The organism is Microbacterium sp. F2 (assembly GCF_052274505.1).
Taxonomy (GTDB): Bacteria; Actinomycetota; Actinomycetes; order Actinomycetales; family Microbacteriaceae; genus Microbacterium.
Map to the genome: position 1 here is coordinate 21,798 of NZ_JBNVBV010000003.1, position 16,189 is coordinate 37,986.

17 protein-coding genes are annotated in these 16,189 nt (G+C 68.2%); 4 read left to right on the forward strand and 13 right to left on the reverse strand.

The window, feature by feature from the left end; genetic code table 11:
* Positions 1 to 102: 102 nt before the first annotated feature.
* From ACQVDU_RS07820 to ACQVDU_RS07830, 3 genes are read right to left on the reverse strand one after another with little or no spacing between them, the layout of a single operon-like run.
* Entirely contained in the window at positions 103 to 747 is a 645-nt protein-coding gene (locus ACQVDU_RS07820) for a response regulator (RefSeq protein ID WP_443476776.1), read from the reverse strand.
* Entirely contained in the window at positions 744 to 1,304 is a 561-nt protein-coding gene (locus ACQVDU_RS07825; protein ID WP_443476777.1) for a sensor histidine kinase, read from the reverse strand. The genes ACQVDU_RS07820 and ACQVDU_RS07825 overlap by 4 nt, the downstream gene beginning before the upstream one ends.
* Positions 1,210 to 1,995: a DUF7134 domain-containing protein gene (locus ACQVDU_RS07830; RefSeq protein WP_443476778.1), complete on the reverse strand. Its 786-nt coding sequence runs from the start codon at positions 1,993 to 1,995 to the stop codon at positions 1,210 to 1,212. Before ACQVDU_RS07830 ends, ACQVDU_RS07825 begins: the two co-directional genes overlap by 95 nt.
* A gap of 193 nt (positions 1,996 to 2,188) precedes the next feature.
* Here ACQVDU_RS07830 and ACQVDU_RS07835 point away from each other — a divergent pair, with 193 nt between their 5' ends.
* On the forward strand, positions 2,189 to 3,052 hold the full coding sequence (locus tag ACQVDU_RS07835; RefSeq protein ID WP_443476779.1) for a UbiA family prenyltransferase: 864 nt from the start codon (positions 2,189 to 2,191) through the stop codon (positions 3,050 to 3,052).
* Between the two features lie 132 nt (positions 3,053 to 3,184).
* Here the strand turns inward: ACQVDU_RS07835 and ACQVDU_RS07840 are convergent, their stop codons facing one another.
* Genes ACQVDU_RS07840 through ACQVDU_RS07855 form a run of 4 tightly spaced genes read right to left on the reverse strand, consistent with a single transcriptional unit; the run spans position 3,185 to position 6,974 of the window.
* Positions 3,185 to 4,195, reverse strand: coding sequence for an FAD-dependent monooxygenase (locus ACQVDU_RS07840; protein ID WP_443476780.1), 1,011 nt, complete (start codon positions 4,193 to 4,195; stop codon positions 3,185 to 3,187).
* 3 nt (positions 4,196 to 4,198) lie between these two features.
* On the reverse strand, positions 4,199 to 4,915 hold the full coding sequence (locus tag ACQVDU_RS07845) for a methyltransferase domain-containing protein (protein ID WP_443476781.1): 717 nt from the start codon (positions 4,913 to 4,915) through the stop codon (positions 4,199 to 4,201).
* A complete protein-coding gene (locus ACQVDU_RS07850) occupies positions 4,902 to 6,074 on the reverse strand; it encodes a type III polyketide synthase (protein ID WP_443476782.1) in 1,173 nt (390 codons plus the stop codon). Before ACQVDU_RS07850 ends, ACQVDU_RS07845 begins: the two co-directional genes overlap by 14 nt.
* Before the next feature lie 39 nt (positions 6,075 to 6,113).
* A complete protein-coding gene (locus tag ACQVDU_RS07855) occupies positions 6,114 to 6,974 on the reverse strand; it encodes an exodeoxyribonuclease III (RefSeq protein WP_331791993.1) in 861 nt (286 codons plus the stop codon).
* A gap of 225 nt (positions 6,975 to 7,199) precedes the next feature.
* Between ACQVDU_RS07855 and ACQVDU_RS07860 the strand changes: the two genes are divergently transcribed.
* Complete coding sequence (locus ACQVDU_RS07860; protein ID WP_443476783.1) at positions 7,200 to 7,616, forward strand: hypothetical protein; 417 nt, start codon at positions 7,200 to 7,202, stop codon at positions 7,614 to 7,616.
* 23 nt (positions 7,617 to 7,639) lie between these two features.
* Here the strand turns inward: ACQVDU_RS07860 and pntB are convergent, their stop codons facing one another.
* Both pntB and ACQVDU_RS07870 read right to left on the reverse strand, forming a co-directional pair.
* Complete coding sequence (pntB, locus tag ACQVDU_RS07865; RefSeq protein ID WP_292707243.1) at positions 7,640 to 9,097, reverse strand: Re/Si-specific NAD(P)(+) transhydrogenase subunit beta; 1,458 nt, start codon at positions 9,095 to 9,097, stop codon at positions 7,640 to 7,642.
* Positions 9,094 to 10,647, reverse strand: coding sequence for a Re/Si-specific NAD(P)(+) transhydrogenase subunit alpha (locus ACQVDU_RS07870; RefSeq protein WP_443476784.1), 1,554 nt, complete (start codon positions 10,645 to 10,647; stop codon positions 9,094 to 9,096). The genes pntB and ACQVDU_RS07870 overlap by 4 nt, the downstream gene beginning before the upstream one ends.
* Positions 10,648 to 10,839: 192 nt before the next feature.
* On the opposite strand from ACQVDU_RS07870, the gene pyrE reads away from it, so the two are divergent.
* Entirely contained in the window at positions 10,840 to 11,433 is a 594-nt protein-coding gene (gene pyrE / locus ACQVDU_RS07875) for an orotate phosphoribosyltransferase (RefSeq protein WP_331791989.1), read from the forward strand.
* Between the two features lie 276 nt (positions 11,434 to 11,709).
* Here the strand turns inward: pyrE and ACQVDU_RS07880 are convergent, their stop codons facing one another.
* Both ACQVDU_RS07880 and ACQVDU_RS07885 read right to left on the reverse strand, forming a co-directional pair.
* On the reverse strand, positions 11,710 to 12,282 hold the full coding sequence (locus tag ACQVDU_RS07880; RefSeq protein ID WP_331791988.1) for a YdeI/OmpD-associated family protein: 573 nt from the start codon (positions 12,280 to 12,282) through the stop codon (positions 11,710 to 11,712).
* The gene (locus tag ACQVDU_RS07885; protein WP_292707255.1) at positions 12,282 to 13,091 is read right to left on the reverse strand and encodes an HAD-IIA family hydrolase; all 810 of its coding nucleotides are present in this window, start codon (positions 13,089 to 13,091) and stop codon (positions 12,282 to 12,284) included. Before ACQVDU_RS07885 ends, ACQVDU_RS07880 begins: the two co-directional genes overlap by 1 nt.
* Positions 13,092 to 13,133: 42 nt before the next feature.
* Between ACQVDU_RS07885 and ACQVDU_RS07890 the strand changes: the two genes are divergently transcribed.
* A complete protein-coding gene (locus tag ACQVDU_RS07890; protein WP_443476785.1) occupies positions 13,134 to 14,081 on the forward strand; it encodes an SDR family NAD(P)-dependent oxidoreductase in 948 nt (315 codons plus the stop codon).
* 95 nt (positions 14,082 to 14,176) lie between these two features.
* Here the strand turns inward: ACQVDU_RS07890 and ACQVDU_RS07895 are convergent, their stop codons facing one another.
* Positions 14,177 to 14,812 carry a metal-dependent transcriptional regulator gene (locus ACQVDU_RS07895; protein ID WP_292707261.1) on the reverse strand — a complete coding sequence of 212 codons (636 nt, stop codon included), beginning with the start codon at positions 14,810 to 14,812 and terminating at the stop codon, positions 14,177 to 14,179.
* A gap of 34 nt (positions 14,813 to 14,846) precedes the next feature.
* On the reverse strand, positions 14,847 to 16,157 hold the full coding sequence (locus tag ACQVDU_RS07900; protein WP_443476786.1) for an Nramp family divalent metal transporter: 1,311 nt from the start codon (positions 16,155 to 16,157) through the stop codon (positions 14,847 to 14,849).
* Between the last annotated feature and the right edge of the window lie 32 nt (positions 16,158 to 16,189).

The following is a 16,189-nucleotide window of genomic DNA, read 5'->3' on the forward strand; positions in this document are numbered from 1 at the left end:
TCCTCTCACTCGGTACCTCCAGGCTAGGAAGCCGCGCCTCGCCGCGCATCCGCCTCGAGGCGGGTCATGTCCTCCCTCGCGCGGGGGAGGCGGGTTCCCGGGTCAGGCCAGCCCGTGACGGTATGCATAGACGACAGCGGCGACGCGGTCGCGGACGCCGAGTTTGAGCAACACGTTGGAGACGTGGGTCTTCACCGTTGCCTCGCCGATGATCAGGTGCGCCGCGATCTCAGCGTTGCTCATCGCCTGCGCCATCAGACGCAGAACCTCCGACTCGCGCTCGGTGAGGTCGGCCGCTGCCGGTGGTGTCGGCGTCGGCGGTGCAGCCGCGAACCGTGCGATGACGCGGCGAGTCACCTCGGGGGCCAGCAGCGCGTCGCCGGCCGCAGCTACCCGCACGGCAGACTGCAGATCCTCGGGCGCTGCGTTCTTCAGCAAAAAGCCGCTCGCCCCAGCCTCGAGGGCCTCGAAGAGGTAGTCATCCCGATCGAAGGTGGTGACGATCACGACGGCGCACTCGAGCCCGGGGTCGGCGACGATCTGGCGCGTCGCGGCGAGCCCTCCCATCCCGGGCATTTGCACATCCATGCAGACGACGTCGGGCGCGAGCTCGGATGCCGCGCGCACAGCCTCCTCGCCGGTAGCGGCCTCCCCGACGACCTCCAGGTCGGGAGCGCTGTCGAGGATGAGGCGGAAGCCAGCGCGCATGAGCGCATGATCGTCGACCAGCAGGACCCGAGTACTCACGCGCTCACCGCCTCAGGACGGGGGATCGTCAGGCGAACCCGGAAGCCTCCGTCACGGCGTGGTGAGATCTCGAGCGAGCCGCCGGACGCGGCTGCCCGCTCGCGCATGCCGAGAAGTCCGAGCCCGCTCTGGGAGGAGAGTGAGGGTCTTCCGGAGTTCACGATCTCGACCTCGAGCGCCGCGGGTAGATACCGCACGCGGACGTCGGCCGCGGCATCCGGGCCGCCGTGACGACGGGCGTTGGTCAGGGCTTCTTGCGTGATTCGGAAGGCGTTGACCTGTACCGTGGGCGCTACTGGCGCCGGCTCACCGATGATCGTCAGAGTCGTCGGGAGCCCGTTTTCGTTGGCATGCGCGACAAGGGCAGGCAGTGCGTCCAGTCCCACTGTCGATGCGTCGCTGGGGTCGTCGTCGACGGGCGTGCGAAGTGTCTCGAGCAACTGGCGCAACTCCACGAGGGCATCACGCGCTGCCTGCTCGATGTCGATGAGGGCGCGCCGCGCGGCATCCGGATCGGCATCCCACACCGTCCGCGCCGCGGCAGCCTGCACGCCCATGGCAGAGACATGGTGGGCCACCACATCGTGCAGTTCGCGAGCGATGCGGACGCGGTCGAGGGCGACGGCTTGCGCGGCGGTCGTCTCGCGCTCCCCGTTCGAGCTCGACGGTCCGCTCGGCAAGGACCTCGCGCTGGCGGCGCGACTCGAACGTGCGGTTGCCGAAATAGTACGCACCGCCGAAGAAGGCGACGTTCACGAGGAACTGGATGAGCATGAACGCCACGTAGGGCGAGAAAAGCCCTGCGCGCGACAGTCCCTCGTCGGTGGGGGCTGTCGCATCGATGAACATCGTCACCAGCAGCCAGATGAACATCCCCACGATGATCACCATGCGCACGATGAAGGCGCGGCGCCGATCGTCTACCCACGCCCCGACCGTGTAGAAGGCGATGAAGACGGCAACGTTTCCCACGTAGAGCTCCGGGATGCGCGCCATCATGCCGAGGAAGAACGCGATCGACACCGCGACCGCGACCGTGCTGGGTAGGCGGCGCCGCCATGCGAGTGGTGCTGTGACGCCGAAGGCATACAGGAGGGCGAAACGGAGGTCGACCTCGGTCTGGCTGTAGATCCCGGCGACCGAGCCGAGGGCCGTACTCAGCACCGCCGTGACGAACAGTGCCACTGCTAGCCAGACATCGCCTCGCAGCGGAACCCACCACGAGGTGGCACGCGTCGGATCACTCACCCATCCACGCTACGTCGATCCCATGCCACGTCACATCCGTCTCATGGGGGAGGCCTCGCGCCTGCTGGAAGCGGCCAGCCACGGTCCCGATCGCAGGATCAGACGGGTGAGACGAGTCGCCAGGGGTCGGCAGTGCGGATTGATCCTGCGTTCGGCGTGCCGGGCGCGGTGTGCTGACGCGTACTGTGAGGGCATGGCGAGCCGGCAGACCTCCCCGGTCACGACAGGATTCGGGGGCCGGGTGCTCGCGTTGCTGGCGTGCTCGCATCCTGGGCCGACGGTGGTCGTCACGACGCTCGCCGGATTGCTCGCCGTCGGCGCAGGCATCGGAGTGGAGCGCATCGCCCTGACCGTCGCGGCTGTGCTCTTCGGCCAACTGTCTGTGGGATGGTCCAACGACGCCATCGACGCCCCGCGCGATATCGCCGTCGGGCGTCGCGACAAGCCGATCGCGGCGGGCGTGATCTCGCGCAGAGCGGTCGCTGCTGCAGCGGGCGTCGCGCTCGTGCTCGCGCTGGGTGTCTCCGGCGTTATCGGGTGGCAGTTCTGCCTCGCCCATGGCATCGCTCTGGCCTCGGCGTGGGCGTACAACGCCTGGCTGAAGTTCACATGGGCATCGGTGATCCCGTTCGCGGTGAGTTTCGGCATCCTGCCCTCGCTCGCAACCCTGGCAGCTGCCCTGCCTGCGGTGGCTCCGTGGTGGCAGGGAGCCGCCGGTGCGCTGCTGGGTGTGGCGGTTCACCTGACCAACGTGCTGCCGGATCTCGCCGACGACGAGGCGACGGGTGTGCGCGGACTCGGTCACCGGATCGGTGCCACGCCGAGTGCGATAGCCGCGTTCGCCGCCGTCATCGCGGGGACCGTTGTCGTGCTGGTCGGATCGTTCGGCGAGGCGCCCCCCGCCGTGGCGCTCGCTGCGTCAGCGAGCGTTGTGGCCTGCGCGGTTGCGGGCCTGCTCCGCGCTCTCCGGAAGCCGGACCGCCTGGTCTTCCGCCTCGTGATGGCGGCGGGTCTGATCCTTGCTGCTCAGCTGGTCGTCACCGCGTTCGTGGCCTGAAGTGGGGTGCCCGGGCATCCGGATCGAATCCCATCCCGTAGGCGTGTGCGAGGAGCCGCGCGGGCGCGAGACGGATGCCGGCGAGCCGCGTCGCGGCGCCCAAGCTGCCGTGGCCGCGACCGGCCACGGTGTTCAGCGCCGCAATCCGGGCTGCAGTCCTCGCGGCGGATCTTCGCCTGCGTTCCCACGCGGCAAGCTCGGCAGGAGGCTCGCCGGTTCTGCCCCACTCCGCGAGCAGCGGGGCGAGCGTCGCCGCATCGATGAGTCCGAGGTTGAGCCCTGCCCGCCGATGGGGCTCACCTCGTGGGCCGCGTCACCGATCGCGAGAACCCGTCCGCGCAGCATCCGGCGTGCGACGAATCGGCCGACCCCGAAGGTCGTCGCGGTCGTGATCATGTCGGCAGAGGATCCCGCACGCCGGCTGACGGCGTCGCGCAGGGTGGCCGCGTCGTCAGTTGCGGTAGCTGTGGAGCCCGGGCGGTGCCAGGCGACATATCGCCGCAGGCCGCCGGGCAGGGGGAAGGACTCCAGGACGCCGTCTGGATGCAGGTGAACGATGGCGCGAGGCCCGTCGTCGGTGTCATCGGGAGCATCGGCCATGACGTACCGGTCGGGGTACGCGCGGCGCTTCCCGTCCCGGGTGAGGCTACTGATGCGGCGGGAGCGAGACCCCGCCGCGATCACGACCGCATCGCCGCGCACCTCGCCGCGGTCGGTGATCACCCGACACGACGATCCCTCGTCGATCACCTCGAGCACCCGGATTCCGCGCTGTGGGGCGGCGGCGCCGTGGTCGGCCGCCGCGCCGGCGATCGCGGCCTCGGTGGCGGCCTGCGGAAGGGTTGCCACGAACGGAAAGGATGCGAGGGAGCCGGTGCGCACCGCTCCGAAGCGGATCGTGGTCACGGTCCGGCCGCCGACCCTGGCCTCGCCTTCGCGGACCTGCAGGCACGCGGCGAGGATGCGATCGGTCACCCCCGAGGCTGACATCGCCGACAGCGCAGCCGAATGGATGCCGATCGCACGGGATCCGGCGCCGGGGGCCTCACGCGCTTCGAGCGTGACGTGTTCCACTCCCAGGCGGGCAAGCTCGGCGCCCAGCAGCGTGCCCACCGGACCGGCGCCAACGATCACGACACGCATGGATCACACCCCGCCGGTGGTGCGCGAGCTTCGAGTGGCGATAACGCGGAACGGGGCCGGCGACGTCACCGTCCATCCCGGCGGGATCTCTCGCTGGAGCTCGGCGAGAGTGTATGAGCGGCGGATCGAGCGCAGTCCGTCGGTGAACAAGAAGGTCCCGGGCGCGAACGGCAGGATGCCGAGGCTGTAGAGGCCCCATGCCGTTCTGCTGCGGGCGATGTCGTTGTGCAGCGCGAGCTCGGCACCCAGCGCGTCGGTGTGCGCGAACAGCTCGTGAAGCTGGTCCCGGCTGAGGTGATGAAGGACGTGGTTCGAGACGACGACATCGAACTCTTCGCCCGCCTCGACGAGGTCTGCGGCGTACGCGCCGCGGAAGGTCACGCCGGGCTCGGATGGACGCGACCTCGCGACAGACAGGCACCGCGTGTCGGGATCGATTCCGCACACCTCCACCGCGAAGCCGTCTGCTCGGGCGCGTCGTGCGAGGGTCAGAGTGACATCGCCGCCGCCGCATCCGACGTCGAGAATCCGGACCGGTGCCTCACGCAGTTCGTCAGCTCGGGAGCGAAGGTAGGGGCGCAGACGGGATCGGTAGATCGCGCCCCACCCCGACACCGCCCGGTTGACCAGACCGAACCGGCGGACCGTGCGCAGAAGCATCCGCTCGTCGCAGCGCGGATCGTCCATCAGTTCGCGAAGGTCCGCCTCACGAACGCGCACTGGCCGCCTGTTCTTCGAGCACGCTTGCCGCTGACTCGTGAGGTTCGCGCGCAGTAACCCTGGCCGTCGCGCTCTCGACGGCCAGGCCGGGTCCGAACGCCGTGATGAGCACCTGCTGGCCCGTCTCCGCCGTGGGATCTCCGAGAAGGTCGGCGAGGATGAACAGCACGGTGGCAGAGGACATGTTCCCGTTGTCGCGCAGGATCGCTCGGGATCGCTGGAGAGCTGATTCGTCGAGATCCATCGCCTGCTCGAACCTGTCCAGGATGCTGCGCCCGCCCGGGTGCACCACCCACTGATCAATCGCGCCGGTGCGCTCGAGCACCGGCGCGAGCGCTGCGCGGACCTCGCGTCCGACGATGCGAGGAACATTGCCGGTGAGTGTCATCTCGAAGCCGTGGTCGCCGATGATCCACGCCATGTCCTGCTCGCCGTCGGTGGTGAGGGCGGTGGTGAAGCCCGTGAGTTCCAGCGCCCGGGACGGTGCGGGTAGCTCGCGAGGTTCGCCGCGTTCTGGAGGCCGGGCGGTCACGACCGCCGCTGCTGCGCCGTCGGCGAAAACAGCAGAGGCGACGATCTGATCGGGGTCGGGCGATGACCGCATGTGGATCGAGCACACTTCGGTGCACGAAACCAAGACCGTTGCCGTCGGCTCGGTGAGGCAGATGCGCCACGCCGAACGCAGCGCTGGGATCGCTGCGGCGCATCCCATGAAACCGATGTGTTCGCGCTCGACGGTGGGATCGAGTCCGAGGTCGCGGACCAGTCGGTACTCGGGTCCGGGGGCGTAGAAGCCGGTGCAGCTGGCGGTGACCACGTGGGTGATCTCGCTCGGCTGCACTCCGGCGTTGTGCAGGGCGCGCCGCGCCGCCGTCTCGGACAGCTTCGGCGCTTCGCGTGCGTAGAGCTCGTTGCGGGGGCCCGTCCCCGGACTACGGATGACACGGCTCTCCGGCTCGAGGAAGGTTCCGCCGCCACTCGCGAAGTCTTCGATGACGGTGTGGCGCCGCTCGATCGCCGAGTTGTCGTAGGCGGCGCGGATGAGCCGTGCCGTCAGGGGTGCGATATCCGGCTCAGCGAGGAACAGGTCCCTCACCTGGGATTGCGAGAGCGCGAACTCCGGCACCGCCGTCCCAATGCCGATGAGCTGCACTCTCATGCACTCACCCTAGGCGCCGGGCACCTCGGTGGGGCCGCGTCAGCCGAAGATCATCGGACGGTCATCGTCCTGGTCGTCTTCCCCCGGCGACAGCCGCGCGCGGTCGAGATCCACGACCACGGGGACGTGATCGCTCGGGGCCTCGCCCTTGCGCTCGTTGCGGTGAATGGCGGCATCCGTTACGGCATCCGCCACAGTGCGAGAGCCGAGGATGAAGTCGATCCGCAGACCCTCGTTCCGCGGGAAGCGCAGCTGCTTGTAGTCCCAATAGGTGAATCCCGTTGGAACCAGGGGCCTGACGACGTCGGCGAGTCCCGCCTGCTCGAGAGCGGTGAAGGCCTCGCGCTCGGGGGCCGAGACGTGGGTCGAGAATCCTTCAACGATCGCGGGGTCGCCGTTGTCGGCATCCGTCGGGGCGATGTTGAAGTCGCCGACCAGGGCCAGCGGCAGGTCGGGGGTCGCAGCCAGGGTGCTGGCGGTGTACTGGCGCAGCGCCTCGAGCCAGTGGAGCTTGTAGACGTAGTGGGGGTCTTCGAGGGCGCGGCCGTTGGGGACGTAGAGGCTCCAGACACGCACGCCGTCGATGGTCGCCCCGATCGCGCGGGCTTCTTGCGGAGCATCCGGACCCTCGTGCCCCTTGGCGAAGCCGGGCATCCCGGGGAAGGCGGTCTCGACCTCGGTCGGGCGGGAGCGGCTGGCGATTGCGACACCGTTCCACTGCGAGAACCCGTGGGCCTCGACGTGGAAGCCCGCCTGCTCGAACTGCTCGAACGGGAACTGCTCGACCTTGCACTTGATCTCTTGCATCGCCAGCACGTCGATGTCTTCACGCACCGCGAAGTCGACGATCCGGTCGACCCGGGCGCGGACGGAGTTCACGTTCCAGGTGGCAAGGCGCATGAACTCAGCCTAGAGTCGCCCGCCGACCTCACCGGCTCCGGGCCGGTGCTCGGTGCGTGGTGTGGCTAACTCCTGAGTTCCGGTCCCACGTCCGGTCATACCGGCGCGGGAAGGCTGTACGGCGGTCGAGATTGCTGAGTTAGCGACACCACCCGATTCTGCCTGGGGGAATTGATCCGGCCCACCTCTTCGTCCGGGGTTCGGTCGCGGCGTAGCGTGCGCCGTATGACCGGCTCGCGGTGGGTGTCGATATCGCTCCAGGTTGTCGCCTGGTTCAATCTGGCATCCGCGTTGCTGGGCATGGCAGGGCTCCCCCTCGGATTCATGCCCATCCCGGCGGAGTGGATCGAGGGGTCCGTCTTCACGTCGTATGTCTGGCCCGGCGTCATCCTTGGGGTCGTCGTGGGCGGATCGCAGGCGCTCGCGCTTGCTGCGCAGTACTGGCGTTTCCGCCTCGCGGCCGGTCTGCATGCGGCGGCCGGGCTCGTCATGATGATCTGGATCTTCGTCGAGATCGCCATCATGCTCGTGTGGTCGCCGCTTGACGGCATCTACTTCGGCACCGGCCTCGTTCAGGTCGTCCTCGCGGTGGTCGCACTCGGCGCCTGGCCACATCCGTTCCTCGCCCGCAGTCCCCGCTGACGCCGCAGAAACGGATGCTGCGCCTACAGCTCCCGCAGGATCTGCTCGACCTTCTCCTTCGCGTCGCCGAAGAGCATCTGGGCGTTCTCGCGGAAGAACAGTGGATTCTGCACGCCCGCGTAGCCCGAGGCCATCGACCGCTTGAAGACGATGACGTTGTCGGCCTCCCAGACCCGCAGCACCGGCATCCCGGCGATCGGGCTGCCCGGGTCCTCGGCGGCGGCGGGGTTGACGGTGTCGTTCGCGCCGATGACGAGCACGACGGATGTCTCACCGAAGTCGTCGTTGATCTCGTCCATCTCGAACACGATGTCGTACGGCACCTTGGCCTCGGCCAGCAGCACGTTCATGTGCCCGGGAAGGCGTCCCGCGACGGGATGGATGCCGAACCTCACGTCCACGCCGCGCTCGCGCAGCTTCGCCGTCAGCTCCGCGACCGGGTACTGTGCCTGAGCGACAGCCATGCCGTAGCCCGGCGTGATGATGACCCGGTCGGCCTCGGCGAGAAGCTCGGCGGCGCTGGTGACGTCGATCTCGCGGTGCTCGCCGGTCTCGGCATCCGTCGATCTCGGCGCCTCGATCCCGAACCCGCCCGCGATGACGGAGATGAACGACCGGTTCATGGCGCGGCACATGATGTACGACAGGTAGGCGCCGGAGGACCCGACGAGGGCGCCCGTGACGATGAGCAGGTCATTGCTGAGGATGAAGCCCGCTGCCGCGGCAGCCCAGCCGGAGTAGCTGTTGAGCATCGAGACGACAACGGGCATGTCGCCGCCGCCGATCGAGGCAACGAGGTGCCAGCCGAGCAGCAGCGCGAGGATCGTGACCACGATCAGCAGCCACAGATCCGGCGTGATGACGTACCAGACCGTCAGGCCGACGAAGGCGACGAGGGCGCCGAGGTTGAGGACGTTCTTGCCCGGCAGCATCAGCGGCTTCGAGGAGATGCGGGCCGAGAGCTTCAGGAACGCGACGATCGATCCCGTGAAGGTCACGGCCCCGATGAAGACCCCGATGAAGACCTCCGCATGATGGATGCCGAGCAGCGCACCGTCGATCTCGCCCGGGTCCAGTGCTCCGTTCCACCCCACGATGACGGCCGCAAGGCCCACGAAGCTGTGGAGGAGCGCGATGAGTTCGGGCATCCCGGTCATTTCGACGACGCGTGCGCGCCACAGCCCGATCGATCCGCCGATCAGCACCGCGACCACCAGCAGTGTGAGACCGATCGCGGCCTGCGGCTGTCCCCAGAGCTGCTCGACCGTGAGCCAGATCGTCGCGGCAATGGCGATAACCATGCCCGCGATGCCGAACAGCACACCGCGGCGGGCTGTCTCGTGCTTGCTGAGGCCGTGCAGGCTCAGGATGAACAGCAGCGCCGCGACGAGGTAGGCGGCGCCTGCGACGGATGCCGCAACCGACGCGCTCGCGGCAGAAGCCGACGCACTGCTGTGGAGAAGGACCGGCGCGGCGCTCATCGGGTCTCACCTTTCGAGTCGGTGCCCTTGGAAAACATGGCGAGCATTCGGCGGGTCACCGCGAAGCCTCCGAAGATGTTGATGCTGGCGAGAAGCACCGCGACGGCGGCGAGAATCTGAACGATGAGCTCCCCGGATGCCAGTTGCAGCATCGCGCCGACGACGATGATGCCCGAGATGGCATTGGTCACGCTCATGAGCGGCGTGTGGAGGGCGTGATGCACCTTCCCGATAACGAAGAAGCCGATGATGGTCGACAGGACCAGCACCGTGAAGTGCTGCGGGATCGGAGCCGGCGCGACCGCGGTCACGACGAACAGCAGGATTGCCGCGCCGCCGAGAAGCGCCGGGGTGCGCCAGGCTGGCGCCTTCTTCGGTTCCGGTTTCTGAGCGGGCGCTGCCGCGGCCATCGACGGCGCAGCCGAGACCTGCACGGGCGGTGGCGGCCAGGTCGACTCGCCATCGCGCACGATCGTGACCCCGCGCTGCACGATGTCGTCGAAGTCGATCGTCAGCTGCCCATCCTTGCCGGGGGTCAGCAGCGCGATCAGGTTGTAGACGTTCGTCGAGTACAGCTGGGATGCCTGCGCCGGGAGCCGCCCCGCGAGATCGGTGTACCCGAGGATCGTGACACCGTTCTCGGTCACGATCCGCTCGCCCGCGACCGATCCTTCGACGTTTCCGCCCTGCGCAGCGGCCATATCAACGATGACGCTGCCGGGCTTCATCTGTGCGACATCGGACGCCGTGATCAGCCGCGGCGCGGCACGCCCCGGGATGAGGGCTGTCGTGATGATGATGTCGACATCCGCCGCCTGTTCTGTGTAGATCTCGGCGGCGCGCCGATCATAGGCCTCGCTCGTCGCCTTGGCGTACCCGTCGGAGGACTCCATGACCTCGTCGACCTCGACGGGGAGGTACTCTCCGCCGACCGATTTGACCTGGTCGGCGACTTCGGGCCGCGGGTCGGTCGCACGGACAATGGCGCCAAGGCTTGCTGCCGTCCCGATCGCCGCCAGTCCCGCAACGCCCGCGCCAGCGACCAGCACCTTCGCCGGCGGAACCTTCCCGGCAGCTGTCACCTGGCCCGTGAAGAAGCGGCCGAACTCGTGTGCTGCTTCAACGACGGCGCGGTAGCCCGAGATGTTCGCCATGGAACTCAGCACGTCCATCGACTGCGCTCGAGATATGCGTGGAACGGCATCCAATGAGAGTGCGGTGATCCCGCGGGTCGCGAGGGACTCCCGAACCTCGGGTCGGAAGGCCGGCGCGAGCATTCCGATCACGGTCGCGCCATCTCGAAGCAACGCCACGTCCTCCGGGGTCGGCGAGCTCACCGTCACGACGATGTCTGCACCCCACGCACCGGCACGGTCGGTCACGTCGGCCCCGGCATCCGTGTAGGCGGCATCGGGGAACGAGGATGCCGCACCGGCTCCTGCCTCCACGGCGACCTCGTACCCGAGCGTGATCAACCGAACGACCGTGGGCGGAGTGAGGGAGACGCGAGTCTCGCCACCTCTCTCCGCGACGATGCCGATGCGGGTCATGTGCGCACTCCCTTGCTTCTTGCGTGCGGGTTTCGCGGACGGGCCGACTCTATCGGCGCGTTCGCAGCAGCCTCGGGACCATCGTCCTCGGCGATGAGGCGCGGCCCGAGCTACACCAATCTAGAAGCCCTCCGCCATACCCTGCTCATAGATGTCACGGAAACATTGCTCGTTCTTTCCTAGACTCGGGCTGTGACCGCTTCCTCCACGCCCGAACTCGAAGCCGACCGCCAGGCCCTGATTGCCCTGATCGGCGCCGAGGCTGTATTCCATGGCGACTTCACCCTGTCCAGCGGCAAGAAGGCCTCGTATTACGTCGACATGCGCAAGCTCACGCTCGACCATCGGGCGGCGCCCGCGATCGGCCGGATCATGCTCGACCTCGTCCGCACCGGGCTGGGAACGGATGCCGACACGATCGTCGCGGTCGGAGGCTTGACCCTTGGTGCCGACCCCATCGCTAACGCCGTGATGCACGCATCAGTCGACACCGAGCATCCGCTCGACGCCTTCGTCGTCCGCAAGGAGCCGAAGGACCACGGCCGCGGCCGTCAGGTCGAGGGCGCGGATGTCGTGGGTAAGCGCGTTGTCGTGCTCGAAGACACCTCGACGACGGGCCAGTCCGCGCTCAAGGCCGTCGAGGCTCTGCGCCGGGAGGGCGCGGAGCCGGTTGCCGTTGCCGTGATCGTCGACCGAAAGACCGGCGCGCAGGCCGCGATCGAGGACGCCGGGCTCACCTGGCTCGCGGCGATCGACCTCGACGACCTCGGCCTCGCCCCGCAGTAGAGCAGAGGCCCAAGGTTCAGTCGCGCCGTCTTGCGGGTGCTGTCGAGCTGAACCCACACTTTCGCGCGGCTGAACCTGAGTCCTGAGAGTTCGGTCGCGTCGTGTTGCGGGTTGAGGGCGAGGCACGCCGCGTTTCAGCGCTACTGAACGAGTGCTCAGTAATACCTCAGTCCTCGCCGCCGTCGCGGCTGCGCCACCACTGCCAGACGGCGACGACGAGGGCGCCGCTGATGATGATCAGTGACGTCCACAGCAGTAGCGACTGTTCGACCTCGTTCACGGCCGTCTCCCCTCGGCCGCGCTGGCGACGATCTTCGCAATACGTGCCGCGCGGGTCTCGGGGCGCTTGGCCAGCGCGATCTGTTGAAGCCCGTACTTGCGAGCAGACATCGGGAACGCATCCCAGTTCGCGCGCGCTGCGGGGTTCGCATCCAAGGCCGCGACCAGATCAGCCGGATCGATACCGGCCTCTGCCTCGTCCATCACTGTCCAGGTGCCGTTGGCCTTCGCGATCTCGACGGCGCGGATGCCGGCCTCGGCCAGCAGGCCCTGCGCCTCCAGGAGCGCGATCCGCGCCTTGTTCGTCGCTGCCCAGCCGCTGGCCGGCCGTCGTGGCGCGAACCACAGTCCGCTCCGATTCTCGTCGAACACACGCACGGGACCGTCGACCCACCCGAAGCACAGCGCCTGGAGGATCGAGTCCTCGTACTCGACGAGCGTCAGGCCCGATCCCGGCCGGGCGCGCACCAACCATGCCCCCTTCGAGGTCGCATGATTGGCCTCGAGCCAGACGCGCCAGGCCGCGGCATCCGTCGCTTCAACGCGCTCGCCGTCGTCGAGGGCTCCCATCACAGCACCTCAGGCATCTCCGACTCTTCGGGCTCCGCGGGAAGCAACTCGGCGATCGAGTCCAGGATCTCGTCGGGACGGAACGGGAAGCGGTCGATCTCGGCATGGTCACTGATGCCGGTGAGCACGAGCACCGTGTGAAGACCCGCCTCGATGCCCGCGACGATGTCGGTGTCCATCCGGTCGCCGATCATCCCTGTCGATTCCGAGTGAGCGCCGATGCGGTTCAGCGCCGAGCGGAACATCATCGGGTTGGGCTTTCCCACGACGTACGGTTCCTTGCCGGTGGCCTTCGTGATGAGGGCAGTGATCGCGCCCGTCGCCGGAAGGATGCCCTCTGCTGAGGGCCCGGTCGCGTCGGGATTCGTCGCAATGAATCGCGCTCCGCCGGCAATCGCTCGGATCGCCTTGGTGATCGCCTCGAACGAGTAGTTGCGGGTCTCGCCGACAACGACATAGTCGGGGTCGTTCTCGGTCATGATGAAGCCGGCCTCGTGAAGCGCCGTCGTGAGTCCTGCCTCGCCGATCACGAAAGCGGATGCTCCGGGAGCCTGCCCGCGCAGAAAATCCGCCGTCGCGAGCGCTGAGGTCCAGATCGCCTCTTCGGGCACGACGAGACCGGATGCCCGGAGGCGGGCGCTCAGGTCGCGCGGCGTGAAGATCGAGTTGTTCGTCAGGACGAGGAAGGGTACTCCCTGCTCGCGCCAGCCCTCGATCACCTCAGCCGCGCCGGGAACGGGGATGTTCTCGTGGACGAGCACGCCGTCCATGTCGGTGAGCCAGCATTCCACGTCTGCTCGGGTCCGCATGGCCACAGCGTATCCCGCGCGGGGAGGTCTAGTGTCGATCACGTGACGCGCAGGCGGTGGGATCCCGAGTCGCTGCCCGACCTTTCCGGACAGTCGTACCTCGTGACGGGTTCGAACGCGGGCCTCGGGTATTTCGCGAGTGAGCAACTGGCCCGAGCCGGAGCGCATGTGATCATGTCGGGCCGCAACCCCAAGCGCCTGTCCGCCGCTCGAGCAACGCTCGCCGGGCGCGTTCCGGGAGCCGACATCGAATCCCTCATCATCGACACGGCCAAGCCGGGCTCGATCCGGTCGGCGGCGGCATCCTTGCGCACCCGCGGCCCACTGGATGGCGTGCTGCTGAACGCGGGCATCGTCCATCCGCCGCGGCGCCGCGAGACGACCTCCGATGGCGCCGAGGTCGTGCTTGCCACGAACGCACTCGGGCACTTCGCGCTCGCGGGGGAGTTGCTCGTGCCACTCGCGCGCTCGGGGGGACGGATGGTGTGGCTCGGCAGCATGTCGATCTCACTGACCCCTTATGACCCGGTCGATCTGCAGCTGACCGAGGGCTACTCGGGCTGGCGTGCGTACGTGCAGTCGAAGGTCGTGACGACGGCCCTCGGGTTGGAAGCAGATCGTCGCCTGCGCGAGCACGGTGTTCCGGTCGACAGTGTGGTCGTTCACCCGGGGTACTCGACGAGCGGACGGACCATCGGGCTGCACGGCGTGAACCAACCGAGCAAGATCACGCGGTTCGTCGACAATCTGCAGACACCTTTCACCCAGTCCAAAGAGCGCGGGGCGTGGCCGCTCGTGCGGGCACTGGCCGACCCCTCGATCGGGGGTGGGCAGTTCTGGGGGCCGCGCTATCTCGTCAAGGGCGATCCCCGGCGAGCGCGCCTGCCGAAGATCGTGCGCGACCCCGAACGCCTGGCACGCATCTGGGATGCGTGTGAAGCAGCAACCCGCACCCGCTGGCCTTTCGCGGCGGCATCCGTCGCCTGCTGAGCCAGCCCTCGGGTTCGGTCGCGTCGTTGTATGGGTCGGGCGGGCTGTGACCCGCGTCAAGGCGCGACTGAACGGTCGTCGCGGTGCGGACCGGTTCAGGCGCTGAGCCAGATGGCTGCGGGCGCCGCAGCGGGCAGTGTCACCGCGCGGTCCCCGACATCGAGCAGCTCGCGGCCGCGGACGCACACGACGCTTCCCACATCGACGGATGCCTCATCCAAAGCCTCGAGCAGGCCCGGAACGCGGTCCGAGACCCGAAGTACCCGCCCACAGTGTCCGAGCGGCGCATCGGCGAGAAGAACGAACGGCTCACGAATCACCGTGCCGTCGGCATCCGGAATCGCATCGCCGTGGGGATCGAACCGGGGTCTCCCGAGGCGCGCGTCGATGCCGTCGAGGAGGCGATCGCTGATGGCGTGTTCGAGAATCTCGGCCTCTTCGTGCACGTCAGCCCACGTGTACCCGAACTCGCGCACCAGCCAGGTCTCGATGAGGCGGTGGCGACGGATGATGGCTGCCGCGCGGTGCTCGCCCGCTGCCGTCAGCGAGATCGGTCCGTACGGGCGGTGGGTCACGAGTCCTTGCGCGGCGAGCTTTCGAACCATCTCGGTCACGCTCGAAGGCGCGAGTCCGAGCTCGGACGCGAGCTGCGACGGCGTGATCCGCTCGGTCTGCCACTCCGTGTGGTGGTAGATCGTCTTCAGATAGTCGTCGATGGCCGCGGAGGACATGTCGAAACCCTACCCGTCAGTTTCGGGCGCTCGATTACGTGCCGGTGAAGACCAGCCACAGCAGCACCAGGTTGAGGGTGATCAACAGTGCCGCCGACACCACCCCCAGGACTGTCGTGGTGAGTCGGTTGCGGAACGGGCCGAGGACGCTGCGCCGCGCGGTGATCCATACGAGGGGAACCAGGGCGAACGGGATGCCGAACGAGAGTACGACCTGGCTGAGCACGAGCGCGAAGGTCGGGTCGACGCCGAATCCGAGGATCAGGAGGGCGGGTACGAGCGTGACCAGGCGCCGGATGACGAGCGGGACCCGGATGTGGAGCAGGCCGCTCATGATCTCGGCGCCTGCATAGGCCCCGACGGCTGTCGAGGCGAGCCCGCTCGCGAGCAGGCCGACGGCGAAGAGCGTCGCGATGATCGGCCCGAGCCCGTCGCGCAGGGCAGCGTAGGCGCCTTCGAGCGAGTCGGTGCCGGGGACGCCCGCGAGGTTCGCCGCGGCCAGCAGCAGGATGCAGAGGTTGACGGTGCCAGCGATGACCATCGCAATCGTGACGTCCCAGCGGGTGGCGGTCAGCAGCCGCCGCGTCGACACGCCACGCCCCGACTCGAGGCCGGCCGCCGCTGAGCCGAACGTGAACTGCTGGGCAGTCGCGACCGGCGCGAACCGATCGCGGCTGAGGGCCGAGTGTGCGTAGATTGCGTGCGGCATGACGGTGGCCCCGAGGATGGATGCCGCCAGCAGCACCGAGTCGGCGCCTTCGAACCGGGGGGCGAGGCCGGCGACGATTCCGGCGGGGTCGGGCGGTGCGACGAAGACTCCGGCGGTGAATCCGACCGCGATGAGCACCACGAGCCCGATCACGATCACCTCGAAAGGTCGGGCGCCGCGGCGTGACTGCACGATCAGCAGGCCCAGCGAAACGACGCCCGTGATCACCCCACCCCACAACAGGGGGATGCCGAACAGCAGGTTCAGGGCAACGGCGCCGCCGATCACCTCGGCAACGTCTGTCGCCATGGCTACAAGCTCTGCCTGCAGCCAGTACAGGCGCCGACCCCAGACGCTCCGGATTCGCCCCCCGAGTGCCTGGGGCAGGCTCTCGCCGGTGACCACACCGAGCTTTGCCGAGAGGTACTGGATGAGCCAGGCCATGACGTTCGCGACCACGACCACCCACACCAGCAGGTACCCGTAGCGAGCGCCGGCCGTCATGTTGCTGGCCACGTTGCCGGGGTCGAGGTAGGCGACGCCGGCGACCATCGCCGGGCCGAGGAGCCACACCAGCCGGGGTGCTCTCACCGGTGCTGAGGCGGGGGGAGTGGGAGTTGGTGGGGACTTCGGCATGCCGAAAACCCTACCGATATTTCGGTGAACCG